Source organism: Arthrobacter sp. NPDC058127, from assembly GCF_042884555.1.
Taxonomy (GTDB): domain Bacteria; phylum Actinomycetota; class Actinomycetes; order Actinomycetales; family Micrococcaceae; genus Arthrobacter.
This window is the reverse complement of the sequence record NZ_JBHVTT010000032.1, coordinates 1-22,235: the sequence shown is the minus strand read 5'-3', so window position 1 is coordinate 22,235 and position 22,235 is coordinate 1. Positions and strand designations below refer to the sequence as shown.

General features: G+C 64.4%; 23 protein-coding genes. 13 read left to right on the top strand and 10 right to left on the bottom strand.

Features of this window, described 5'->3' with window-relative positions:
* The first annotated feature begins 187 nt into the window (after positions 1 to 187).
* Complete coding sequence (locus ACFVTG_RS24315) at positions 188 to 436, top strand: hypothetical protein (protein WP_078107057.1); 249 nt, start codon at positions 188 to 190, stop codon at positions 434 to 436.
* Between the two features lie 38 nt (positions 437 to 474).
* On the top strand, positions 475 to 1,260 hold the full coding sequence (locus tag ACFVTG_RS24310; protein WP_390283494.1) for a glycerophosphodiester phosphodiesterase family protein: 786 nt from the start codon (positions 475 to 477) through the stop codon (positions 1,258 to 1,260).
* Here ACFVTG_RS24310 and ACFVTG_RS24305 read toward each other — a convergent pair.
* Together ACFVTG_RS24305 and ACFVTG_RS24300 are read right to left on the bottom strand one after the other, a co-directional pair.
* Complete coding sequence (locus tag ACFVTG_RS24305; protein WP_390283490.1) at positions 1,202 to 2,467, bottom strand: RNA polymerase sigma factor; 1,266 nt, start codon at positions 2,465 to 2,467, stop codon at positions 1,202 to 1,204. The genes ACFVTG_RS24310 and ACFVTG_RS24305 overlap by 59 nt on opposite strands.
* 7 nt (positions 2,468 to 2,474) lie before the next feature.
* The gene (locus ACFVTG_RS24300; protein ID WP_390283487.1) at positions 2,475 to 2,825 is read right to left on the bottom strand and encodes a YciI family protein; all 351 of its coding nucleotides are present in this window, start codon (positions 2,823 to 2,825) and stop codon (positions 2,475 to 2,477) included.
* Between the two features lie 132 nt (positions 2,826 to 2,957).
* Here ACFVTG_RS24300 and ACFVTG_RS24295 point away from each other — a divergent pair, with 132 nt between their 5' ends.
* Entirely contained in the window at positions 2,958 to 4,100 is a 1,143-nt protein-coding gene (locus tag ACFVTG_RS24295; protein ID WP_390283484.1) for a glycerate kinase, read from the top strand.
* Between the two features lie 186 nt (positions 4,101 to 4,286).
* Positions 4,287 to 4,751 carry a GatB/YqeY domain-containing protein gene (locus ACFVTG_RS24290; protein WP_390283481.1) on the top strand — a complete coding sequence of 155 codons (465 nt, stop codon included), beginning with the start codon at positions 4,287 to 4,289 and terminating at the stop codon, positions 4,749 to 4,751.
* A gap of 77 nt (positions 4,752 to 4,828) precedes the next feature.
* On the opposite strand, the gene ACFVTG_RS24285 is transcribed toward ACFVTG_RS24290, so the two are convergent.
* Complete coding sequence (locus ACFVTG_RS24285; RefSeq protein WP_390283478.1) at positions 4,829 to 6,115, bottom strand: uracil-xanthine permease family protein; 1,287 nt, start codon at positions 6,113 to 6,115, stop codon at positions 4,829 to 4,831.
* Between the two features lie 188 nt (positions 6,116 to 6,303).
* Here ACFVTG_RS24285 and ACFVTG_RS24280 point away from each other — a divergent pair, with 188 nt between their 5' ends.
* Both ACFVTG_RS24280 and ACFVTG_RS24275 read left to right on the top strand, forming a co-directional pair.
* Positions 6,304 to 6,909: a malonic semialdehyde reductase gene (locus tag ACFVTG_RS24280; RefSeq protein WP_059388911.1), complete on the top strand. Its 606-nt coding sequence runs from the start codon at positions 6,304 to 6,306 to the stop codon at positions 6,907 to 6,909.
* A gap of 266 nt (positions 6,910 to 7,175) precedes the next feature.
* The gene (locus ACFVTG_RS24275; RefSeq protein WP_390283475.1) at positions 7,176 to 7,676 is read left to right on the top strand and encodes a 2'-5' RNA ligase family protein; all 501 of its coding nucleotides are present in this window, start codon (positions 7,176 to 7,178) and stop codon (positions 7,674 to 7,676) included.
* 6 nt (positions 7,677 to 7,682) lie between these two features.
* On the opposite strand, the gene pgm is transcribed toward ACFVTG_RS24275, so the two are convergent.
* Positions 7,683 to 9,347 carry a phosphoglucomutase (alpha-D-glucose-1,6-bisphosphate-dependent) gene (gene pgm / locus ACFVTG_RS24270; protein WP_284750947.1) on the bottom strand — a complete coding sequence of 555 codons (1,665 nt, stop codon included), beginning with the start codon at positions 9,345 to 9,347 and terminating at the stop codon, positions 7,683 to 7,685.
* A 208-nt stretch (positions 9,348 to 9,555) separates the two neighbouring features.
* Here pgm and ACFVTG_RS24265 point away from each other — a divergent pair, with 208 nt between their 5' ends.
* Positions 9,556 to 10,176, top strand: coding sequence for a DUF4190 domain-containing protein (locus ACFVTG_RS24265; protein WP_390283472.1), 621 nt, complete (start codon positions 9,556 to 9,558; stop codon positions 10,174 to 10,176).
* 83 nt (positions 10,177 to 10,259) lie between these two features.
* On the opposite strand, the gene ACFVTG_RS24260 is transcribed toward ACFVTG_RS24265, so the two are convergent.
* From ACFVTG_RS24260 to ACFVTG_RS24250, 3 genes are read right to left on the bottom strand one after another with little or no spacing between them, the layout of a single operon-like run.
* Entirely contained in the window at positions 10,260 to 11,729 is a 1,470-nt protein-coding gene (locus ACFVTG_RS24260) for a peptide MFS transporter (protein WP_390283469.1), read from the bottom strand.
* Positions 11,730 to 11,787: 58 nt separating this feature from the next.
* Positions 11,788 to 13,245: an amidase gene (locus ACFVTG_RS24255; protein ID WP_390283466.1), complete on the bottom strand. Its 1,458-nt coding sequence runs from the start codon at positions 13,243 to 13,245 to the stop codon at positions 11,788 to 11,790.
* On the bottom strand, positions 13,238 to 13,987 hold the full coding sequence (locus ACFVTG_RS24250) for a peptidase E (RefSeq protein WP_284750943.1): 750 nt from the start codon (positions 13,985 to 13,987) through the stop codon (positions 13,238 to 13,240). The genes ACFVTG_RS24255 and ACFVTG_RS24250 overlap by 8 nt, the downstream gene beginning before the upstream one ends.
* Before the next feature lie 83 nt (positions 13,988 to 14,070).
* On the opposite strand from ACFVTG_RS24250, the gene ACFVTG_RS24245 reads away from it, so the two are divergent.
* From ACFVTG_RS24245 to ACFVTG_RS24235, 3 genes are all read left to right on the top strand, one after another.
* Positions 14,071 to 14,397: a rhodanese-like domain-containing protein gene (locus ACFVTG_RS24245; protein WP_284750942.1), complete on the top strand. Its 327-nt coding sequence runs from the start codon at positions 14,071 to 14,073 to the stop codon at positions 14,395 to 14,397.
* A 31-nt stretch (positions 14,398 to 14,428) separates the two neighbouring features.
* Positions 14,429 to 15,376: a prephenate dehydratase gene (pheA, locus tag ACFVTG_RS24240; protein ID WP_390283462.1), complete on the top strand. Its 948-nt coding sequence runs from the start codon at positions 14,429 to 14,431 to the stop codon at positions 15,374 to 15,376.
* Positions 15,377 to 15,505: 129 nt separating this feature from the next.
* Positions 15,506 to 15,754, top strand: a complete 249-nt coding sequence (locus ACFVTG_RS24235; RefSeq protein ID WP_390283459.1) for a hypothetical protein — start codon at positions 15,506 to 15,508, stop codon at positions 15,752 to 15,754.
* A 27-nt stretch (positions 15,755 to 15,781) separates the two neighbouring features.
* Here the strand turns inward: ACFVTG_RS24235 and ACFVTG_RS24230 are convergent, their stop codons facing one another.
* Positions 15,782 to 16,828 (bottom strand): diacylglycerol kinase family protein, encoded by a 1,047-nt coding sequence (locus ACFVTG_RS24230; RefSeq protein ID WP_284750939.1) that lies wholly within the window; start codon positions 16,826 to 16,828, stop codon positions 15,782 to 15,784.
* Positions 16,829 to 16,939: 111 nt separating this feature from the next.
* On the opposite strand from ACFVTG_RS24230, the gene serS reads away from it, so the two are divergent.
* The 3 genes from serS (at position 16,940) to ACFVTG_RS24215 (ending at position 20,262) form a co-directional block, all read left to right on the top strand.
* Complete coding sequence (gene serS, locus ACFVTG_RS24225; RefSeq protein ID WP_284750938.1) at positions 16,940 to 18,220, top strand: serine--tRNA ligase; 1,281 nt, start codon at positions 16,940 to 16,942, stop codon at positions 18,218 to 18,220.
* A gap of 76 nt (positions 18,221 to 18,296) precedes the next feature.
* On the top strand, positions 18,297 to 19,316 hold the full coding sequence (locus ACFVTG_RS24220) for a hypothetical protein (protein ID WP_390283455.1): 1,020 nt from the start codon (positions 18,297 to 18,299) through the stop codon (positions 19,314 to 19,316).
* Between the two features lie 100 nt (positions 19,317 to 19,416).
* Entirely contained in the window at positions 19,417 to 20,262 is an 846-nt protein-coding gene (locus ACFVTG_RS24215; protein ID WP_390283452.1) for an HAD family hydrolase, read from the top strand.
* Positions 20,263 to 20,296: 34 nt separating this feature from the next.
* Here the strand turns inward: ACFVTG_RS24215 and ACFVTG_RS24210 are convergent, their stop codons facing one another.
* The gene (locus tag ACFVTG_RS24210) at positions 20,297 to 21,379 is read right to left on the bottom strand and encodes an aromatic acid exporter family protein (RefSeq protein WP_390283449.1); all 1,083 of its coding nucleotides are present in this window, start codon (positions 21,377 to 21,379) and stop codon (positions 20,297 to 20,299) included.
* A 67-nt stretch (positions 21,380 to 21,446) separates the two neighbouring features.
* Positions 21,447 to 22,046, bottom strand: coding sequence for a hypothetical protein (locus ACFVTG_RS24205; protein ID WP_390283446.1), 600 nt, complete (start codon positions 22,044 to 22,046; stop codon positions 21,447 to 21,449).
* Between the last annotated feature and the right edge of the window lie 189 nt (positions 22,047 to 22,235).

Genomic DNA, 22,235 nt, shown 5'->3' with positions numbered 1-22,235 from the left:
CCCGGACAGCACCCCAACGGAAAGCGGCCCCCGACACCAAAACCGGGAGCCGCTCACCACTGCCTCTTGACAACAGCTTCTACATATCAGTTGGGACCGCTCACCCATTACACAGCTCAAGTCCAACTGCCGTTCAACTACTCCCCGTAGGCTCGTGCCGTATTCGATGCCGATCACAGGGGACATGATGGCCAAGAGGAAGACGACGGGGTGGCCCGAGGCCCCCGTTCGCCGCGCAGTACCGGCCGAACATTGGAAACAGTTGCGCCGCGGAGACCGCGTGAGCGTCAAGCTCGCGCCGGGGTTTGAGAACCCCGGCCAGGTGGACGCCGTGTCGAGTGACCACAGCGTGGTCTGGGTGAATCTCGACGGCGGCCGCGGCCGCACGCTGGTGCACTGCGGCGACGGCGTCGAGATCGTCCCGCAGGAATCCTGACAGGGCCTCGGGCACCACGGCCGGGTTACGCTACCCGTGTGAGCTCGTACTTGCCCTTCTTCAGCCGCCCGGACGGACAATCCGCTCCGCTTGCCTTCGCGCACCGCGGGTTTTCGCCGGATGGCCTTGAGAACTCGGCCGAGGCATTCAGGGCGGCGCTTGCGCTTGGCTTCACGCATCTTGAAACCGATGCCCGCACCACTGCCGACGGCGTGGTGCTCCTTTTCCACGACGACACCTTGGACCGTGTCACAGATGCCCACGGCCCCATCTCCAGCCTCAGCTCTGCCGAGATCGCCAAAGCCCGGATCGGCGGCCGCGAAGCAATTCCCCATTTGGCTGACGTCCTGACGGAATTCCCCGAGGCGCGGCTCAACGTCGACGTCAAGGATTGGCATACGGTTAAGGCCCTCGCCGGAGTCATTGAACAACTCGATGCCCATGACCGAGTGCTGATTGCGAGCTTCTCAGATCGCCGGCGTCGGGCCGTCCTGCGCCTGCTCGGCCGTCGCACGGCGTCCTCGGCAGGCATCGCCTGCAACGCTGCCTTTACCCTCTTAGGACCGTTTCTTCCGGAGCGCTGGTTGCGGAAGATCCTGCACGACGTCGAGGCTCTCCAAGTGCCGGTCCGCTACGGACCCCTGACGGTAGTGACCCGCGGCTTCCTGCGCCGCGCCCATCGGCTTGGGCTGCAGGTTCACGTCTGGACCGTCAACGATTCCGCCGAGATGGCCAGGCTGCTGGACATGGGCGTGGACGGCCTGGTCACCGACCGTGCGGATCGTCTGAAGTCGGTGCTGCAGGGCCGTGGCCAGTGGTGGTGAGCGCCCGGACGCGCCCTTCCAGGAAGTCTCGCTCGGCGTCGTTATTCGTGCGCTCCTGCGCTGCCCGGTAGGCTGCGACAGCTTCTTTGTTGCGGCCCAGGCGCCGGAGCAGATCCGCCCGCACGGCGTGGAACAGGTAGTAGCTGCCTAGTTCAAGGACGTCGACGGCGGCAAGCCCCGCGGCCGGTCCTTCCACCTCCGCCAGGGCAACGGCCCTGTTCAAAGCGACCACCGGCGTCGGCTCGATGGCCAGGAGTTGCCCGTACAGCACCAGGATTTGGCGCCAATCGGTGTCCGCGGGTTGTGCGGCATCGCTGTGCACCGCGTTGATGGCAGCTTGCAATTGATATGGTCCGGGCTGGTTCCTCTTCAAGCATTGCCGCACCAACAATTGCCCCTCCGCTATTTGATCCCTGTCCCACAGGCTGCGGTCCTGGTCCGCGAGGAGCACCAGGCCGCCGTCGGGAGTTGTCCGGGCGGCACGGCGGGCATTAAGCAGAAGCATGAGGGCCAACAAGCCTTTGGCTTCGGGCTCATCTGGCATGAGTTCCATGATAAGCCGGCCGAGGCGTACAGCCTCGCGGCAGAGGTCTTCGCGCACCAGCCCGGCCCCTGAACTCGCCGCGTAGCCCTCATTGAAGACCAAGTAGACCACCGCCAGCACCGACTTCAAGCGCTCAGGCAGCTCTGCCCCGCTCGGAACCCGGTAGGGGATGCGGGCGTCGCGGATCTTTCCTTTCGCCCGCACCAGGCGCTGGGCCATCGTTGGCTCCGGGACCAGGAAAGCGTGGGCGATCTCCGCGGTGCTGAGCCCGCCCAGGAGCTTGAGTGTCAGTGCCACCTGCGCGGCCCGGTTGAGGGCGGGGTGGCAGCACGTGAAGATTAGCCGGAGCTGATTGTCCTCCACGGTATCCACCTCGATTCCTTCGGGTTCATCGCCCCGCAGGACGGCCACTTGGGCGAGTTTCTCCCTGCCGGATGCCTCGCGTCGGAGCCGGTCGATTGCCCGGTTGCGGGCGGTGGTGATGATCCAGCCAGCGGGGCTTGGCGGCAGCCCGGCGTCGGGCCAGCGGGCAACGGCTTCGGTGAAGGCGTCTTGGACCGCGTCTTCGGCGGCATCGATGCTGCCCAAAACGCGGACCAGGACCGCCACGGATCGTCCATACTCTTCGCGGAATATTTGTCCGATCTCCGAAATATGGATCATGGGGAAACTATTCCCGGTAACCTGCGAACGGCCGGACCTCGATAGGCAGCGTGGTGGCTTGGGCGGCTTTGCGTCCCCAGCCAAGTGCCACGTCCAGGTTCGGGGCTTCGATTACCCACAGGCCGCCCACGTGTTCCTTGGCCTCCGCGAAGGGGCCGTCCGTGGTGAGTACTTCGCCGTGGTTCACACGCACCACCGTGGAAGTGCTGGCGGGGTGCAGGCCACCGGTGAAAACCCAGGCGCCGGCGTCGCGCATTTCCTGGTTCAGGACGTCAAGATCGGCCATGATTTTGTTGAGGACTTCGGGCTCAGGGGCGGGGCCGTCGGGCTGGTAGATGCTGAGCAGATAGCGTGGCATGACTGTTCCTCCTTGGGATGTGGCGCCGGCACCGTGCCCGCGTCTCACCCTCTATACGAACGGCGTGGGCTGTTTTCGACATCTCCGCGCACGAATCTGCGAAAAGCTTAGCCCCGCTGGCAGGATGGGAGCATGCGCATCCTGATTGCCCCGGACAAGTTCAAAGGCTCCCTCACCGCCGTCGAAGCAGCCTCGGCCATGGCCGAAGGGGCATTGCGCGTCTATCCGGACGCTGTGGTGACTCAGTTTCCCATCGCCGATGGTGGCGAAGGAACGCTGGAAGCAGCCGTGGCGGCAGGCTACGAAGAGCGGATCAATGCCGTCGTCGGCCCCATTCTCAAGCCGATAGGCGCCGCGTGGGCCATTCGGCAAAATGCCTTCGGCGGAGCCATAGCGGTGATCGAAACGGCGCAGGCTTCCGGACTGGCGCACATGGAGCCGACTCCGGAAAACGCCTTGCGCGCCCACAGCTACGGTTGCGGCCAGCTCATCGCCGCGGCACTCGACGCCGGGGCCACCGAGATTGTGCTCGGCCTGGGCGGCTCCGCGATGTCCGACGGCGGCAGCGGCGCCCTGCGTGCACTTGGACTCAAGCCTCTGGACGCGGCCGGAAATGTGGTTCCGCTCGGCGGAGGCTCGCTCGCCGACGTCGTGTCCCTCGACGTCTCCGGGCTGGACCCGCGCCTGACCGCGGTGAGGTTCCGGATCGCCGTCGACGTCCAGAACCCGCTCTTTGGCAGCGACGGCGCCGCGCATGTTTTCGGCCCCCAAAAGGGTGCCGACGAGGACGCGGTGGAACTGCTCGACGCCGGCCTGCGCAACTGGGCGTCGCTGCTGCGGGAAGCGGGCGGACAGGACGTCAACGTTCCCGGCGCCGGAGCGGCCGGCGGATTCCCGGCGTCGTTCCTGGCCTTCACCCAGGCGACGCTGGAAGGCGGATTCGCACTCGTGGCGGGACTCACGGGGCTTCCCGAACAGCTCGGTGGCGCGGACCTGGTGATCACCGGCGAAGGGTCCATGGACTCGCAATCCCTGACCGGCAAGGCCCCTATCGCTCTGGCCGATTCCGCCCAGGAGCATGGCATCCCGGTGATTGTGGTGGCGGGCAGGATCCTGGTGACCCCCGAGGAACTAGCCGGCCACGGCGTGGTTGCCGCGGCACAGTTGCTCGACGTCGCGCAGCGACGGGATGGCGTGCCGGACGTTGCCGACGCCGTGGCCAACGCGGCCAAGTACCTCGCATGGGCTACGAGCCAGGTGCTTGAAGGGGTCTAAGCTCCGATCCACCAGGGGGCATGCTCAACGGGGCTGTTAGCCGAAGCCGGGCAGATAATTAACGTACAAAGCATGGCTCTGACTTCTGCCATGCAACTACGATGCGACGACCCCTCCCGGGACGCCGTCACCGCCTGCCGGGCTGGCAGCCGGCCAGCACGGCACCATCGAATCGAGGAGCACACCATGTCCACCTTGAAGGAGAGGCTGCACGCAGACGTCGTCAGCCACATGAAGGATGGCAACCGCATCGCCCTGAACGCCACACGCAACGTCCTCAGCGAGATTGACACCCGTGAGAAAGCCGGCCAGACGCCGGTCCACCTGGACGACGCTCAGATCACGGCCATGTTGCAGAAGGAGGCTTCCCAGTATCACGAGGTCGCGCGCCTTTACGAGGAGGCCGGAGAATCCGAGCGGGCCGCCACGGAGATTGCGGATGCCGAGGTAATCGAGGCATACCTGCCGGAACCACTGACTGCCGAGGACGTCGAGTCCATCGTTGACGAGGTCATCGCCTCGCTCAAGGCCGACGGCGTGGAGTTGAGCCTGATGCACATGGGCTATGTCATGAAGCCGGTCAGCGAAAAAGTCGCCGGCCGCTTCGACGGCAAGGCGGTCAGCGAGATTGTTCGCAAGCGCCTCTCATAGTCGCTAACGGAAGTCTGTACAGATCGTGTCCTTTAAAGCGCGCTTAGGGGACACGATCTGTACGCAAACACGAGAGGTTACGTCTCCATCTCCGGCTCGGCAACTGTCCCGCGCCAACGGGCCAGGCCCTTCATGCCGTGGTAGACCGCCAAGGCAGCGGCTGAGCCCAGCGCGATGCCCGTGAACTTCAGTTCGCCGATGGTCCAGGTGTAATCCGCGATCCCGATAATCAACGCGACGGCGGCCGTGGTCAGGTTGATGGGGTTGGAGAAGTTGACCTTGTTCTGCACCCAGATCTTCACGCCCAGGACGCCGATCATCCCGTAGAGCATGGTCGCGGCACCGCCCAGCACGCCGGGGGGAACTGTGGCAATCAGTTCGCCGAACTTCGGCGAGAAGCTCAGGAGGATGGCGAAGGCACCGGCAACCCAGTAGGCCGCCGTCGAGTAGACCTTCGTGGCTGCCATGACGCCAATGTTCTCGGCATACGTCGTGGTACCGGAGCCGCCGCCGAATCCGGCGAGGACCGTCGCGACGCCGTCGGCCATCAACGCGCGCCCGGAGACGTCGTCGAGGTTGCGTCCCGTCATCGCGGCCACGGACTTCACGTGCCCAACGTTCTCGGCCACGAGCACCAGCACGACCGGCACGAACAAGCCCACGACGCCGAGGTGGAACTCCGGAGTCTGGAAGTGCGGCAGGCCGATCCAGGACGCCGCGTCCATCTTGGAGTAGTCCACCTCGCCGCGCGTCATGGCGGTGAGGTAGCCCACCACCACGCCCACCAGGATGCTCAGGCGGCCCAGAATGCCGCGGAAGAGGACGCTCACCAGGATGATCGTCACCAGCGTCACGAGGGCGGTGACCGGGGCCTTGTCGAAGTTGGCTTTTGCGGCCGGCGCCAAGTTGAGCCCGATCAGGGCGACGATGGCGCCCGTGACAATAGGTGGCATGGTCCGGTTGATCCACTCAGCGCCGAACTTCTGCACCACTACGCCGACGAGCGCCAGTACGACGCCGGCAAGCACCACTCCGCCGAGCGCGCCGGGAACGCCGAACTGCTGCTGGGACGCCAGGATGGGGGCGATGAAGGCAAAGCTCGAACCAAGGTAGCTCGGTACGCGCCCCTTGGTGATGACCAGGAACAACAGGGTGCCGATGCCGGAAAAGAGCAGCGTGGTGGCCGGTGGCATGCCCGTGATGATGGGCACCAGGAAGGTGGCTCCGAACATCGCGACGACGTGCTGCATGCCGACGCCGATGGTCAGCGGCCACGCCAGCCGCTCCTCGGGTGCCACCACATGTCCCGGCCGGATCGTCTTGCCGTTGCCGTGCAGCTTCCATTTGGTTCCGAGCATGCTCATCTACGGGAGCCTTCCCTGAAAGTTGTGATTGTCCGGGTGTAACCTTACCGCCCGGACGCGCCGCCGATTCCGCTGTGTGGAACGTCACGTGGCTTCACGGGAAGAGGCAGAGGGAAGTTGAAGTTGCAACCATGGAAAGCATAAGCGCCCGGCCGTCGATGGCTGCGGGCACAGCGAAAGGTACGCGAATGACGATCGCCCACGAAGAAGCAGTGATTGACGCCGCAGCAGTCGACGCCATCTTTGCCGAAGCCCGCACTGCCAACTCCTTTGCTGGTGAGGTCTCGGACGAGCAAGCACAGGCCATCTACGAACTGACCAAGTTCGGCCCGACGGCGTTCAACTCCCAGCCGCTGCGCGTCACCTACGTCCGTTCGGACGAGGCCCGCGCCAAGCTCGTCGAGACCCTCTCTCCGGGCAACAAGGCCAAGACCGCCTCTGCTCCGCTGGTCGCCGTGCTTTCCTACGACACCGCCTGGCACGAGCAGTGGGACAAATTCCTCCCGGTCTACTCCGCCCCGAAGGCCATGTACGACGCCAACCCCGAGTTCACCGCAACAACGGGCAACAACAACGCCCACCTGCAGGCTGGCTACTTCATCCTTGCTGTCCGCTCCCTCGGTTTCGCTGCCGGCCCCATGACCGGTGCCGACTTCGCCGCGATCGACGCCGAGTTCTTCCCGGCCGGGGACCAGAAGAGCTTCCTCGTGGTCAACATCGGCCAGCCGGGTCCGGACGCTTTCGGCGAAGCCAAGCCGAAGTTCGCCTACGAGGACGTCGTCCGCACCGTCTAACCCTCGCTCACTTTTGACGTCCTTTTCGCCGACGCTCGCTCACTCTTGTGAGCGAGCGTTCGCGCTTAAGGCGGTATATATGAGCGAGCGTTGCTGGTTTTACACCAGATATGTGAGCGAGCGTCGGTGTTTGGGGCGGTGTATGTGAGCGAGCGTTTTTCCTCGACCGACGCTCGCTCACCTATAACGCCTTTTTGACCGACGCTCGCTCACCACTCGGATTGATCGTCGCTGTGGGAGGGGCGCCGCGGTGGCAAAATTTCCTTATGCGGAACCTGATACTGGTGGCGTTCGTCGAAGCCGTGGCTGACGGGCTGGTCTTCCCGCGCAGTGACTGGCCGCTGCACATCACGCTGTTGAGGTTCGACGTCGAGCCCTCCGATGGTGTCGACGTCGCCGCGCGCCTCAGCGAGCTTGTCACGGCCCCCGCGATGGGCGCCCTAGGGGCGGAACTCATCGTGGGGCCCGACGCCGGATTCGGTCACCAAGGGTCCATCCCGGTCAGCCTCGTGGAACACCATCCCATATTGCAGGGCCTGCACGAGGAACTGTTTGACGCCATGGAGAGCGTTGGAGGGCGCGCAGCAACCCCGCGCTACGTCCTGGAGCACTACCGCCCGCATATTTCGCATCACGACGGCAAGCGCCCCAAGCCGGGTGACGCCGTCGTGCTCGACCAGATCGCGCTGGTGGACATGGCGCCGGAAGGCAACCACACGATCCGGCGGATCCTGAAAGTGTGGCGCCTCCCGGCGGAATCAAGCTAGCGAAGGCTAGGAAATCACGCCGTCCACGAGTGCCTTGGCCTCCTCCTGGACCTGCTTGAGGTGGTCGGCACCCTTGAAGGACTCGGCGTAGATCTTGTACACGTCCTCGGTTCCCGAGGGGCGGGCAGCGAACCAGGCATTTTCCGTGACAACCTTGAGGCCGCCGATCGACGCCCCGTTGCCGGGAGCCTCGGTCAGCTTCGCAGCGATTTCCTCGCCCGCCAGCGTGGTGGCCGTGACATCCGCGGCGGAGAGCTTGCCAAGCTTGGCCTTCTGCTCCCGCGTCGCAGCGGCGTCGATCCGGGCATAGACGGGCGCGCCGAACTGGTCGGTTAGGCCCTTGTAAAGCTGGGACGGCGACTTGCCGGTGACCGCCGTGATCTCCGACGCGAGAAGGGCCAACAAGATGCCGTCCTTGTCGGTGGTCCAGACGCTTCCGTCGCGCTTGTTGAACGAGGCGCCCGCGGATTCTTCGCCGCCGAAGGCACCCTCACCGGAGAGCAGGCCGGGGACGAACCACTTGAAGCCCACGGGAACTTCGACAAGCTTGCGGCCCAGCCCCGCGGCAACGCGATCGATGATGGAGGAGGAGACGAGGGTCTTGCCGACCACGGATTCCGGGTTCCAGCCTGTGCGGTTGCGGTAGAGGTAGTCGATCGCGACGGCGAGGTAGTGGTTTGGGTTCATCAAGCCGCCGTCGGGTGTCACGATGCCGTGGCGGTCCGCGTCGGCGTCGTTTCCGGTGGCGACGTCGAAGGCGCCCGTGCCTGCCGAAGCACTGTCGGACATGCGCTTAATGAGTGAGGCCATGGCCGACGGCGAGGAGCAGTCCATGCGGATCTTCTCATCCCAGTCGAGGGTCATGAATGCCCACTGCGGGTCCACGGTGGGGTTGACCACAGTCAGGTCGAGCTGGTGACGCTCGCCGATTTCACCCCAGTAGTCCACGGATGCGCCGCCCATGGGGTCAGCGCCGATGCGCACGCCCGCGGTGCGGATCGCATCGAGGTCCAGGACGGACGGGAGGTCGTCAACATAGCTGCTCAGGAAATCGAACTTGCCCGTGCCATCCGCTTTGAGGGCGTCGTTCAACGGAATCCGCTTGACGCCGCGCAGGCCGTTTTCCAGAAGCTCGTTGGCGCGGTTGGCGATCCAGCCGGTGGCGTCCGTGTCTGCAGGGCCGCCGTGCGGGGGGTTGTATTTGAAACCGCCGTCGGCCGGAGGGTTGTGGCTCGGCGTGACCACGATGCCGTCGGCCTGCGGCTGGCCAGGGCCGGCTTCGTTGTTGTACTTCAGGATCGCGTGGCTCAGGGCCGGGGTGGGGGTGTAGCCGTGCCGCGCGTCGATCAGCACATTGACGCCGTTGGCGGCGAGAACTTCGAGGGCGGAATTCTGTGCTGGTTCGCTCAGTCCGTGGGTGTCCTTGGCCAGGAAGAGTGGGCCGGTGATGCCCTGCCCTGCACGGTATTCCACAATCGCCTGGGTGATGGCGAGGATATGCCCTTCATTGAACGAGGCCTTGAGGCTCGACCCCCGATGCCCGGAGGTGCCGAAGGCAACGCGTTGTGCGGGATCACTCAGATCCGGCGTCACGTCGTAGTACGCGTCAAGAAGAGCGGTGATGTCTACAAGGTCCTGGGGAAGGGCAACAGTGCCCGCACGGCTAGCCATTGACCCAGCATGCCAGACCGTCAGGTGTGCTTGAAGAGAAAACCCACTATTGCGGTACCTGTGACTTCGTATTTCCGCTTCACTGACGAAGATTCACTGCCCGTTTACCGGAGTGCGGCATGGGGTTGCGAAGCCGGGGCCCTGTGAGCTTATGCCCGCCTTCGCTCGGCGGTAGGCTGGGCACAAAGACTCGCAAGGGGGATATTCCATGACCGACCAGCCAGCTAAACCCGAGAACGCTCCCGAGGGTGACGAACCGCCCAAGGGCTACGAACCGCCGTCGCACATTCCGCCGGCACCCCAACCCGCCGAAAACCCGTACGGAGAGCAGCCGTTCGCCTCGCCGGCGGCTTCCGGCCCCTACGGCCAGCCCCAGCCGCAACAGCCGCAAGCGCAGCAGCCGTACGGCCAGCCGCAGGGTGGTCCGGCTCAATTCGGCCAGCCCGCCTACGGACAGCAGCCGGCCAGCCCTTACGGACAGCCTGCACAGCCGTATGGGCAAGCTCCCCAAGGACCGCCGGCATACGGGCAGCCTGCGGGCCCTTATGGCCAGCCTGCTTACTACGGCATGCCGGTCGAGCCCAAGGGCCTGAGTATTGCGAGCATGTGCTGCGGAATCGCGGTCTTCGTGGGCCTTGGCTTCTTCGTCCTGCCCCAGATTGCCGCCGTTATCCTCGGCCACATGGCCCTCAAGAAGGAACCGGCCGGCAAAGGCATGGCCATTGCGGGCCTTGTGATGGGCTACCTGGGCATTGCCGGAGCGGTCATATTCTGGGTCTTCATCGCGATTTTCGCCGCTACTGCTTCGCGCTACAACTACAACTACTAGCAACAACGACGGCGGCCGGTGCGTTTGGCGGGAATCCCACCCAACGCACCGGCCGCCGTCGCGGGTTTAGCTCGATTAAGTGACTAGCGGACGCCGCCCATCAATTTCTTGATGGCGGGCGAGCCGGCTGCCAAGGCCACAGCGATCACTACGGCCGTGCCGCCGACGCCCAGGAAGTACGGCAGTTCGTTGTCAGGGTTGTACAGCCCGGCCAGGATGCCGGCCAGCGCGGTGCCGAGCGACACCGAGAGGAAGAACAGGGCCACCATCTGGGTGTGGAACGCCTTGGGGGCCAGCTTGGTGCTCACGGACAGGCCGATGGGGGACAGGAACAACTCCGCCAGCGTGAAGAGGAACAGGATTCCCACGAGCGCAAGCAGCGGGGTCTTTCCAGCGCCGGACAAGGGAATGAAGGCCAGGAACGCCAGGCCCATGACGAAGAGCCCGGCAGCGAACTTGATAGGGGATCCCGGCTGCTTCGGCCCAAGTTTTGTCCAGAGGGCAGCCATGACGCCTGCGAAGACGATGATGAATACAGGGTTGATGGACTGTACCCAGGCTGCCGGCATTTCCCAGCCGAAGAGGTTGCGGTCCAGTTTTTCCTCCGAGTACACGGCAATGAACGTGAACTGCTGCTGGAAGAGTGCCCAGAACGCTGCCGACGCGATGTACAGCGGAATGAACGCGACAACACGTTTGCGCTCAAACGGCGTGACCTTCTTGCTTCTGAAGATCAGCGTGAAATAGATGACTGAGGCGACAATGGCGGCGTAAGCCATGCTGCGGGCCAGGTTGCCGGGGTTCACGACACCGGTCATCAGCAGCACTGCGATCACGACGGCGATGCCGAAGAAGATGAGCCCGTAACGGCTCCGCTGTGCGGAGGGAAGGGCGTTCGGGACGCGGTGCGCCTCTTCCGGGAGCTTGTTGCGGCCCAGTGCGTAGATGACGAGGCCGATCGCCATGCCGATTGCGGCTGCGCCGAAGCCCCAGTGGAAGCCATTGCTTTCCTGCAGCCAGCCGGTAACGAGCGGTCCAATGAGGGCGCCGAGGTTGATGCCCATGTAGAAGATGGAGAAGCCGGCGTCACGGCGTTCGTCCTTCTCTCCGTAAAGGGTGCCAACCAACGCTGTTGCGTTCGCCTTGAGGCCGCCGGAGCCGATACCCACCAGCACCAGGCCTGCCACCAGGCCCGGGATCCCGGGCAGGAGGGCAAGCGCGATGTGGCCGGTCATGATCATGATCGCGGAACCGAACAGTACCCGTTCGGAGCCGAAAAGCCGGTCCGCCAACCATGCGCCCAGGATCGTGGAGAGGTAGACACCTCCGCCGTACGCGCCGACCAGTCCGGCGGCGAGCGATTTGTCGATCGAGAGTCCGCCATGGTCTGCGGTGAAGTACATGTAGTAAAGCAGGATGCCCTGCATGCCGTAGAAGGAGAATCGTTCCCACATTTCTACGGAGAAGAGGCTGGCCAGCATCTTTGGGTGGCCGAAAAATGACGTATCGCCCGCGTTTTTGGCGGGCGTCCGCGTGTCTAGAGTTGTGCTCATCTAATCCATGGTGACATTGGCTAAGCGCATTGTCACATCATTTAGATGCCTCGGGCAACTATCTGCTAGCGATAGGTGCCTTCTTTTGCTGCCGCTCAAGCTGCCTCGCGAGCCGCAGGAGCAGGAGCTCCGATCCTGGTTTTCCGATGAGTTGGATACCCATCGGAAGCCCCGTTCCAGGCGTTGGTCCGGTCCAATGAACGGGCACTGTGATTGCCGGCAGCCCGCACACATTCACCATGGAAGACCAGGGCGCGAACTCGCATTGCTTGCGGTAGTCGTCGTCTGCATCGCCTGGCCAGTCGGGGGCCGGCCATTGCTCGCCTCCGGGGATTGTCCCGGTGAACCAGCCCACAGGCCTTGGCGTCTGTGCAAGCGACGGTGTCAGGACGAGGTCCCACTGTGCGTATTGCGCGATGGTGTCGTGGCTGAACTGCCGCAGGAAGCCGATGGCCTCGTTGACCTTGGCTGCGCTCCGCTGTTGCGCCCGACGCCGGAACGTCCGGGTCAGCGGGGTCAGCAGGGCTTCGCGCTGCGGCAGGATCCGGGCGCTCCCGACGCCGGCCGTCCAGGCGGTGGTGAACGCTTCCGGATATCGATTGTCATAGCGGATCTCGGCGTCGAGCACTGAATGGCCCGCGTGCGCCAGTAGTGCGACGCCCTTCGTAAGGGCATCCAGCGCTTCTCGCTCCGGGGCGAAGGGAAACGTGGTGGACCACGGACTGTCCAGGCTCGCGCCGATCCGCAAGGCAGCGGGAGCCTCCTCGAGGCCCGCAAGGTATCCCCCTTCCGGCCGGATTTCGCGTGGCACCAGGACATCCATCATGAGCGCAGCGTCGGCGGCGGAGCGCGCCATGGGCCCCGCCACCACGAGGCGTGCCGCGTCCCCGACGCTTTCGCCGGCCGGCACCAAGCCGCGGCCCGGCTTCAACCCCAGCAGTCCACATGCCGCAGCGGGAATACGTATGGACCCGCCGCCGTCGCTCCCGGGCGCGAAGGGAACCAACGCCGCCGCAACCGCGGCAGCGCTGCCTCCCGAGGACCCGCCGGAGCTGCGGCTCAGTGCGTGTGGATTGCGCGACGGCGGTGCGATGCGGTTTTCGCTGTAGGCCGTAAGTCCGAATTCCGGAACCTGAGTCTTGCCCAGTGAGATGGCACCGGCGCCTTTGAGCGTCGCGGCGAGGGCCCCGTCTTCCGGGGCGGGTTTACGGTCCAAAGCTCCACTGCCGTGAGTGGTCACGACTCCCGCGACATCGGTGAGGTCTTTGAAGGCCAGCGGCACGCCGTGCAGGAGGGGAAGCTCTGGACCTCCGCTGCGCCGGCGAACGTACGCTGAGTCGGCGGTTCGGGCGTCAAACATGGCCTGGTCCGCCGTCACCGTGACGAAGGCGCCCAGCATATGGTTCAGCTGTCCGATCCTCGCGAGGAAGTGTTCCGCCACCTCAGTTGCAGAGAGCTGGCCGGCAGCCAGGGCTTGGCGCAACTCGACCGCGCCGAGTTCGTGGATGTCAGCCAAGGAAACGGGGCTCCAAGCGCTCCTCCACGGCAGCGGGAACGCCGTCGACCGAATCGCCGGGTGCCGCGGTGACGCGATAGGCGGCCTTTCCCCTGGCTTCGGCAACCACGTCCACAAGTTCCGTGCCTCTGTAAACGAGTCCGACGCCGTCGTCGGTGCAGTGCGTTTCCCCCAGCACGCCGTCTGCCACCAACTGGTGGACCAGCGGGCGGCGACCCGGCTCGGAGTCATAGTGGACGCCGTTGGCGTAGGGGAGGAAGCCAAGTCCATTGGTCACGGCGCGCAATTCAGGGCCGTAGGAATCCGTGGTGCCCCCTTGGAACCAACAAATCGAGCCCGCGGACACTCCGGCCAGTACTACGCCCTGTTCCCAGACACGCCTCAAGATGCCGTCCAGTCCGTGTGCACGCCATACGGCCAGAAGGTTGACCACGGAGCCACCGTTGACCCACACCACGTCTTGTTCCAGAAGGTAGGCCTCGGGATCTCCGTGATTGGGCATCGTGAAAAGGTTCAGGTGGCTGAAATCGAAGCCGGACACCCTTGCGGCTTGATCCAATTCCGCGGCGAACCAACGCTGGTCCCCGGACGCCGTGCCAATATGCGCCACTCGCGGCGCGCGTCCAGTCACCCCGGAGAGTTCGACGGCGTGGTGAACCAGGAGGTCGAACTCCATCCTGGTGCGATGGCCGGACTTATAGCCGCCGGAGGTTGCCAGGATCGTGGGCTCGCCATCAGCCATGTGGACGCCTCCTGCCTTGTGTGGTCGCGGTCCCTGCAACGGTAGGCTGGATTGGAGATCTGAATCAACTGGAAGGAACTCACGTGAGCGATTTCGAGACCGTGCCTGTCGGCGATGTTCCGGCGGACGCGAAAATCTTGGATGTCCGGGAGGATTACGAATGGGTAGCGGGCCACGCTGAGGGCGCGCTGCATATTCCGCTTGACCAGATCCCGGCACGCCTTGACGAACTTGACCCCGACGATGACCTCTACGTCATATGCCGCACGGGCGGACGGTCCTACCGGGCCGTCCAGTGGCTGGTGGCGCAGGGCTACACCGCCACCAACATCGCCGGAGGCATGGACATGTGGTTCGAGACCGGCCGCCCGATGGTTTCGGAAAACGGCCTCAAGCCGGTCGTCCTGTAGTCACAACGCATAACACCTAAGGAATATATAAATGTCGGCATCCGCGCTCACCTACACCTTCCTCGGCCCGGAAGGCACCTTCACCGAGGCTGCCCTCCTGCAGGTCCCGGGCGCGTCCGATGCCAACAGGGTGCCGTGTACCAATGTGAATACGGCTTTGGAGAGGGTCCGCCAGGGCGAGGCCGATGCGGCCATGGTGCCGATCGAGAACTCGGTGGAAGGCGGCGTGACCGCCACCTTGGATGCCATTGCCACCGGTACCGAACTGCGGATCATCCGTGAAGCCCTCGTTCCCATCACGTTCGTGCTGGTTGCCCGCCCCGGTGTGAAGATTTCGGACATCCGCCGGATCTCCACCCATGGCCATGCCTGGGCCCAGTGCAGGCTGTGGGTCGACGAAAATATCCCGAGTGCGGAATACGTGCCGGGATCCTCCACGGCGGCAGCCGCCGTCGGGCTTCTTGAAGGCGATGCGCACTACGACGCCGCCATCTGTGCCCCCCTTGTCGCGGCCGAACGCCCGGGCCTGAATATCCTTGCGGAGAACATTGGCGACAACCCCGGCGCGGTTACCCGCTTCGTCCTGGTCAGCCGCCCCGGCGCGCTGCCTGAACCCACGGGCGCAGACAAGACCACCGTCGTTGTACCCCTCCCTGAAGACCGCCCGGGCGCCTTGATGGAAATCCTGGACCAGTTTGCCACCCGCGGAGTCAACCTCAGCCGCATCGAGTCCCGGCCCACAGGGCAGTATCTGGGTCACTACTTCTTCAGTATCGACGCCGATGGCCACGCCGCGGACGCCCGGGTTGCCGATGCCCTGGCGGGCCTGCACCGGATCAGCCCGGCCACCCGCTTCCTGGGGTCGTATGCGCGGGCGGACGAGCAGAAAGCCCTGGTTGCGCCGCATACCTCCGACGCCGCGTTCACGTCGGCGCATGCCTGGGTTCGTGGCATTCTGGGTGGCGAACCGGGCGCTTGACCGCCCGAATCCGCTCTCGCAAAGCGTTGGATAATTGACTCTTCAACCCCTATCGCGTGGATAAAACTGTGCGTATGCTTGCTTGATCCACAATTGATGGACGCATGCCCCTAACGGAGGGAGCGGGCCATGTCGGGAAATAGCAATGACACCAGCGGCCAGGGAATGATCGTCAACCCCAAGCCCAAGGCGGACAACCAGGACTGGGACGGCGACGACGCCGACCGGGCTGATCGGCTGCGCTTTGAGGAAGAACAGGCCATGATTCGCGAGCAATCGGAAGCGCGCGCAGCTGCCAGGGCCCTGGCAGAACGCAACTTGGCGGAAAACAAACTGGCAGAGCACAAGGCAACGGAAGCGGCGAAGAACGCCAAATAGCGCATCGCGCTATTGCACGCGCACGAGTTATTGCACGCGCACGAGAAGAGAGCGCGGCTCCACCTTGACGGTGACTTTCGTGGCCTCGCCCGAGGGATCACCGTCAAGTTGCGTGGCCATCGGTTCGCTGCTGCTGATGACCACTTTGCCCGAACGGTAGTAATTCATGACCGGCAGGTTCCGGTTGTGCTTGAACAGGATCTTGGCGTACACCGCAATCCAGCCGATGGCGCTGCGGGGGCTCATGACCACAACGTCCAGGACGCCGTCGTCGATCATCGCGCCGGGGATGAAGTCGATGCCACCTGGAATCAGGCCGCAGTTGGCGAACAAGACGCTTCGGATTTTCCGGGATTGCTCGGGCTCGTCGTCCATCGCAATGGAGACCCTTTTGCGCCGGCCGGGTAGGTGGCGGACGCCCGCCTCGGTGTAGGCCAGCCAGCCGACTGCCTTCTTGAGGCCGTCATTGGTATCGCCTACAACCTCGGCATCCAATCCCATGCCCGCGATCACCAGGAAAGCATGCTCGGAAGAGGCGCCCGTCCGCTCGTTGTAAATAGCCATTCGTGCGGTGTCGATGTAGCGCTGGTGGCCGAAGAGCGCCGTGTGGACGTTGCCCCTCAGGTCGTTGACATCCAGGTTCACGTTGCGTGCCAGCAGGTTTCCGGTTCCCAGGGGAATCAAGCCCATCGCCACGTCGGTGTGCGCGAGGGCCTCTGCCACGACGCGCACGGTACCGTCGCCGCCGCCGACGAGTACGACGTCGGGCCTGTACGCGAGTGCCGCTTTGGCCTGCGAATGGCCGGGGTCCTCCGCTGTGGTGTCGAAGAAGCGGGGTTCGTCCCAGCCAGCAAGATGGCAGGCTTCCCGGATGATCCTCCGCGCGTCCTCGGCCTTCGCTTTCACCGGGTTGAGGATCACGGCCACCCTTTGCAAGCCGGCTTCAGGCTTGTATGCGTCCTCGTGCACAGCACTGCGGGTATGCCTGGCTCTGAGCCGGCGCACGCCCCACCAACTGGAGACGGCGAAGACCACGCCCCCAGCCAGAATCACGTACAGGATCCAGTCGCTCATGGTGATTCAACCCTATCCCGCTGCACGTGCGGCCGTGCACGGCGGAACGGGGTGACTGCCGCCGTCGGGCGTTGGCCGCGGAGCTGCGCGCTCATTCGATACTCTTGTCTGGTGATCGACGTAAAAGACCTCAGCGAAAACCCGGACAAGTTCCGTGCCAGCCAGCGCGCCCGCGGCGCCGACGAGTCCGTGGTGGACGCGATCATTTCCGCCGATGCAGACCGCCGCGCGGCTCTGATCCGCTACGAAAACCTCCGTGCGGAGCAGAACGTCTTCGGCAAGAAGGTGGCACAGGCCAAGGGCGAGGAAAAGCAGGCGCTGCTGGCCGAGGTCAAGGAACTGGCCAACTCGGTCAAGGCCGCTTCTGCCGAAGCCGACGCCGCCCAGGCCAAGCAGGAAGAGCTGCTCCGGGTCATCCCCAACCTGATTGTGGACGGCGTGCCCGAGGGTGGCGAGGACGATTTCGTGGTGGTCAAGACGGTCGGCACACCACGCGAATTCCCTGACTTCGAGCCGAGGGACCACCTGGAAATCGGCGAACTCATCGGCGCGATCGACATGGAACGCGGCGCCAAGGTGTCCGGTGCGCGCTTCTACTTCCTCCGCGGCGTCGGTGCCCGCCTGGAGATGGCACTGTTGCAGATGGCCATGGACCAGGCCATCGAGGCCGGCTTCGTACCGATGATCACCCCCACTTTGGTGCGCCCGGAGACCATGCAGGGCACCGGCTTCGATGTAAAGCACGACGCCGAGATCTACCGTCTCGCTGAAGACGACCTTTACCTCGTGGGAACCTCTGAAGTGGCCCTCGCCGGCTACCACGCGGACGAGATCCTGGACCTTTCCGCCGGCCCCATCCGCTACGCGGGGCAGAGCTCCTGCTACCGCCGCGAAGCCGGTTCACACGGCAAGGACACCCGCGGGATCATCCGCGTCCACCAGTTCAACAAGGTGGAGATGTTCATCTACACCACGGTTGAAGAAGCCGCTGCCGAGCACGAACGCCTCCTGGCCTGGGAAGAGGAAATGCTGGCCAAGGTCGAGCTCCCGTACCGCGTGATCGACACGGCGGCGGGCGATCTCGGCATGTCCGCGGCCCGGAAGTTCGACTGCGAAGCCTGGGTCCCCACCCAGAACGCGTACCGCGAGCTCACGTCGACGTCCAACTGCACCACCTTCCAGGCCCGCCGCCTGAACATCCGTGAGCGCGCGGTCAACGAGGATGGCGTAGTGAAGGGCACGCGCGCTGTCGCCACCCTGAACGGCACGCTGGCCACCACCCGCTGGATCGTGGCCATCCTGGAGCACCACCAGAACCCGGATGGCTCGGTCAACGTCCCCAAGGCACTCCAGAAGTACATCGGAGGGCTCGAGGTCCTGCCCGTTCTGTAGTCCTCCACAGCCTGGCTTGTCCACATAGAGCCAAAGCACGGCTGACGCTGCCGAACGACCCATGGATAGTAATTCCATGGACATACCTCCGCAGCTCATCGTCTCCGCCGAGCGGCTGGCCCTTACGGGCTCCACGGCCGGGATTCACCGGCCGTTCAGGGCAGGCCGTCTCGTCCGGCTGAGGCGGGGGTACTACGTGAAAACCTCCACCTGGGTGGAAGCGACGCCTGCCGAGAGGTTCGAGTGGTCTGCGGCGGCGGTGGGCATGGCATTCGACCAGCCCGTCTTTTGCGGTGAGTCCGCAGCTGTCGTGCTCGGCGTCCCTACACTGCGCCCGCCGGAGTTCGTCGATCTGGCCACTTCCTCCGAGCGGATCACCGGACGGCGGCCAGCGACTTTTGTGGTTCACGGAAACAGCGTGCTTGCCGAAAAAGCCCGGAATGCAGGCAACCATCCCATGCGCTATGTCCTTCGACGCAATGCGCAGGCCGTGGTTTCCGGCCATTTTTCCTGCACAAGTCCGGTGCAGACGGTCATGGATGTTATGTGCACCTCGTCCTTCAGCAGCGCGCTGGTTGTGGCTGACGGAATCGCACGAATGCTGTGGCAGCAGGGTTTGCTCGGGCAGGACGCCCGCTTGATCGAACACCCTGGGATCGCCTCGGCACTGGACGGGATCGTGGCTGATGCCGCCAAGCACCGGGCACTCCGCATCGCGAGCTTGGCCCACCCGAAGGCCGAATCCGCAGGGGAGTCGTTCAGCAGGGCCGTCATCGAGCTGCTGGGCTTTGAGCAACCGCTCCAACAGCACACGATTGTTGACTCCGGCCAGTTCGTCGCCAGAACCGATTTCTGGTGGCCGGAGCAATCGATCGCGGGCGAATTCGATGGCAAGCAAAAGTACGCTGACGAAGACATGCGGGGGGATTGGACCGCGAAGGAGATCGTCTATCGGGAGAAGCTGCGTGAGGACAGCATCCGTGCTCTCGGGTTCGCCGTCGTCAGGTGGAGTTGGGCCGATTTGGAGCAGCCAGCCCTCCTTCGGCAGAAGCTCCTGCGCGCCGGACTGAGGCCTCGCGCCAAGGCCTCAAGTTAATATTCACACTGTGGACAACGTGGGAGTATTCACCGCGTGTTAATCCCTTGCTGTGGCCTGCGTCCTAGCTGGTGTCGGTGGGGTCTGCTTCACTGGAGGCATGACTATTTTGACTGGTACCTCAGTCGCTGGCATCGATGACCAGCGGAATTCGAATCACAAACTCATGGTCGCGTTGGACGTCGACGGAACCCTCGTGGATCACGATGGCCACATGTCGCCAGGTGTCCGCGACGCCGCAAGGGCAGTCGTCGCCCAAGGTCACGACGTCCTGATCGCCACCGGCCGTTCGTTGAACGCCACTTTGCCCATCATTGAGCAGATCGGGCTGGAACGCGGGTACGCCGTATGCTGCAACGGCGGAGTCACGTTGCAGCTCGACCCCCAGCTGGACGCAGGCTACGAGATCATTCACAAGGCCACCTTCGATCCTGCCCCGGCGTTGATGGCACTTCGCGAGCAGCTTCCGTCCGCCAAATACGCGCTCGAAGACGAGGACGGGAACTTCCTCTCTACCGAGCGGTTCCAGGACGCCAGCTTCGGCGTTGAGGCAATCGGCGTCGATTTCCAGACCATGCTGGATGCCACTGCCGTGCGTGTGGTGGTGTTCAGCAGCGAGAATACGGCTGAAGAATTTTCCACAGCCATCCGGAAGATCGGACTGTCCGGGGTCACCTACTCAGTGGGCTGGACGGCCTGGCTGGATATCGCCGCCGCCGGCGTCACCAAGGCCAGCGCCTTGGAACTGTTGCGGCAGCGGCTCGGTACGCACCCCCGCCACACGGTGGCAGTGGGGGACGGCCGCAATGACATCGAGATGCTCAGCTGGGCCGGGCGCGGTGTCGCCATGGGCCAGGCACCCGAGGAAGTCATCGCCGTCGCGGATGAGGTCACCGCTTCGGTCTACGACGACGGTGCAGCCCTCATCCTGCGCCGCCTACTGTAAAAACCCACACTCAGCGGGACTGGCCATCCGCAGTTCAGGCGGCGTCGGAGACCACGGTGATGATACGCCGCAGGCTCATGGCGACCGACGCGGTGGCGTTCACGGACTCCTGGCCGGCGGCGGCTTCCGTGAGAGTGCCACTTAGTGATGCCACACTGTCCCTGGCGTCGCGCAAGGCGCTCCTGAAGTCTTCGGCGTCTCCATGCCTCCATTGCCGAATCGCTGTTGCAACGTCCTCCAGGGCCTCAGCCAAATTAGGCGGGACACCCTCCGGAATGACCGTTCCCGCGTTCTCTTCCCAGATCACGCTTGCCAGGACGTCTGTGACGTCCTGGACGTGAAAAGTCAGCCGTTCCATCACCCGCAAACCGGCCAGGTCGCCGGGCAGGCGCCCGGCTCGACGGCGGGACCGCGGGTTCGCTTTGGCGCTCAACTTCGCTGCCTGGACAGCTGTCCGCACCGCGGTCGCGGTACGTGCGAGCTCGCCGCTGCGGCTCGCCCATTCCTCATGGTCCGGTGGCCACGATTCCGTCATGGCGCTGGCCATGTCCCTGAGTTGCTTGGACAGCGCCCGTTGGTGACCGTCGATGGCGGGATCGATGCCTTCAAGATGCAGGGGCGGGAAGACCAGCCAGTTCACCGCGAAACCGACCGCCACCCCCATGCCCATCTGCAGGACGTACGCGAACGAGAAGCCTTGCGCATTCGAATAACCCAGCACCAGTACGAACAGCGCCGCCATGGGCACCCATTCGGAGGCACTTCCGAGTCTTGGCAGGCCACCGACGACCACGCCCAGGCCGACGACGACGGCCACCGCCAGTGCGTTTGGCGCGGTAATCGTGGTCACCGCGAAGGCCATGGCTATGCCCAAGCCGAGTCCAAGAAGGCTTTGCAGCCCGTGCTTGGCGGAAGCCGCAACGGTGGGGTGCATGCTGACCAAAACGCCCAGGGGTGCGTAATACGGGTAGGCGGCGGCAGACCCGGGCATGAGTGGCGCGAGGTACCAAGCCAGCCCGGCCGCGGCGGCCGTCTTGGCAGCAAACAGGAGACGGTGCCCTGTGACAGCCTGCTTGAGCGCTGGAAGTAGCCGCCCAAGCTTTGGCTTGGTGATCATGGACCCAAGTTAGGCGGGAATGGTTGGATGTGTCGAGGGCTGGTTCGGCTGAAGGCGGCCGAGGCTATCAGTAAACCTCGAGGATCAATTGCAGCAAGCGTGCTGCGGCCGGTCTGGCAGCGTGCTCCTCCACCCATTGGGCGCGGGCCAGTGCCTTGCTCACGGCTTGGGTGCTGATCCCCAGTTCCTGGGCCACGGCCTTCTGTTGACCACGCACGCCGGGCGTCAACAGGTCCAGGACGCGCCACTCAGCAACGCTCCGATGCTGCACAATGTGCCCCAAGAGCCGCAGCACAGCCTCCGATTCGGCAGCAAGCGCAGCAATCGGCCCCTCGACGGCCACGGGGACTCGCTCCTTGCTGTTCCGCAAGCGGTCCACGGCGCGGCGGGCGTAGACCAGGCCGTGTCCGGAGGCGTCTTTGATTTGCTTGGGCAGGGGTTCGTTGACGGGTCCGACGCCGATTCCCACGTACCACTGTCCGCTCCGCAAGGCTATGAGCGCTGAGTCCACGGCCTGTTGCGGGAATTCCACGATGCCTTGGACTTCGTCCTCCACCGAGCGGTCAAAGTCCAAGCGCGCAGGGATGTGGCGCAAGTCTTTGAGCAGCTGCGGTACGAGGTCTCCGTTGCCGCGGCTGTCGCGTTGGTTGATGGTCAGCGTGAACATGGTGGATCAAACATTACCGGCAGGTAGCTGACTTTCAAGGGGTTAATCGAGAGTCAACTGGTCGTTACGGCCGCGCGTGCCCAGCGATTGTGAGCCGATCCGTTCCGCGTCCGGGACCCACCCGTTAACGACGGCGGCGGGTGCGGTTCGCCTGGAACCCCCCCCCCCGCCCCCGGGCACCCACGGCGG

Coding starts and splice junctions, on each gene's coding strand:
- ACFVTG_RS24315 (WP_078107057.1), top strand. CDS start 188: ATGGCCAAGAGGAAGACGACGGGGTGGCCCGAGGCCCCCGTTCGCCGC.
- ACFVTG_RS24305 (WP_390283490.1), bottom strand. CDS start 2,467: ATGATCCATATTTCGGAGATCGGACAAATATTCCGCGAAGAGTATGGA.
- ACFVTG_RS24300 (WP_390283487.1), bottom strand. CDS start 2,825: ATGCCACGCTATCTGCTCAGCATCTACCAGCCCGACGGCCCCGCCCCT.
- ACFVTG_RS24295 (WP_390283484.1), top strand. CDS start 2,958: ATGCGCATCCTGATTGCCCCGGACAAGTTCAAAGGCTCCCTCACCGCC.
- ACFVTG_RS24290 (WP_390283481.1), top strand. CDS start 4,287: ATGTCCACCTTGAAGGAGAGGCTGCACGCAGACGTCGTCAGCCACATG.
- ACFVTG_RS24285 (WP_390283478.1), bottom strand. CDS start 6,115: ATGAGCATGCTCGGAACCAAATGGAAGCTGCACGGCAACGGCAAGACG.
- ACFVTG_RS24280 (WP_059388911.1), top strand. CDS start 6,304: ATGACGATCGCCCACGAAGAAGCAGTGATTGACGCCGCAGCAGTCGAC.
- ACFVTG_RS24275 (WP_390283475.1), top strand. CDS start 7,176: ATGCGGAACCTGATACTGGTGGCGTTCGTCGAAGCCGTGGCTGACGGG.
- pgm (WP_284750947.1), bottom strand. CDS start 9,347: ATGGCTAGCCGTGCGGGCACTGTTGCCCTTCCCCAGGACCTTGTAGAC.
- ACFVTG_RS24265 (WP_390283472.1), top strand. CDS start 9,556: ATGACCGACCAGCCAGCTAAACCCGAGAACGCTCCCGAGGGTGACGAA.
- ACFVTG_RS24260 (WP_390283469.1), bottom strand. CDS start 11,729: ATGAGCACAACTCTAGACACGCGGACGCCCGCCAAAAACGCGGGCGAT.
- ACFVTG_RS24250 (WP_284750943.1), bottom strand. CDS start 13,987: ATGGCTGATGGCGAGCCCACGATCCTGGCAACCTCCGGCGGCTATAAG.
- pheA (WP_390283462.1), top strand. CDS start 14,429: ATGTCGGCATCCGCGCTCACCTACACCTTCCTCGGCCCGGAAGGCACC.
- ACFVTG_RS24235 (WP_390283459.1), top strand. CDS start 15,506: ATGTCGGGAAATAGCAATGACACCAGCGGCCAGGGAATGATCGTCAAC.
- ACFVTG_RS24230 (WP_284750939.1), bottom strand. CDS start 16,828: ATGAGCGACTGGATCCTGTACGTGATTCTGGCTGGGGGCGTGGTCTTC.
- ACFVTG_RS24220 (WP_390283455.1), top strand. CDS start 18,297: ATGGACATACCTCCGCAGCTCATCGTCTCCGCCGAGCGGCTGGCCCTT.
- ACFVTG_RS24215 (WP_390283452.1), top strand. CDS start 19,417: ATGACTATTTTGACTGGTACCTCAGTCGCTGGCATCGATGACCAGCGG.
- ACFVTG_RS24210 (WP_390283449.1), bottom strand. CDS start 21,379: ATGATCACCAAGCCAAAGCTTGGGCGGCTACTTCCAGCGCTCAAGCAG.
- ACFVTG_RS24205 (WP_390283446.1), bottom strand. CDS start 22,046: ATGTTCACGCTGACCATCAACCAACGCGACAGCCGCGGCAACGGAGAC.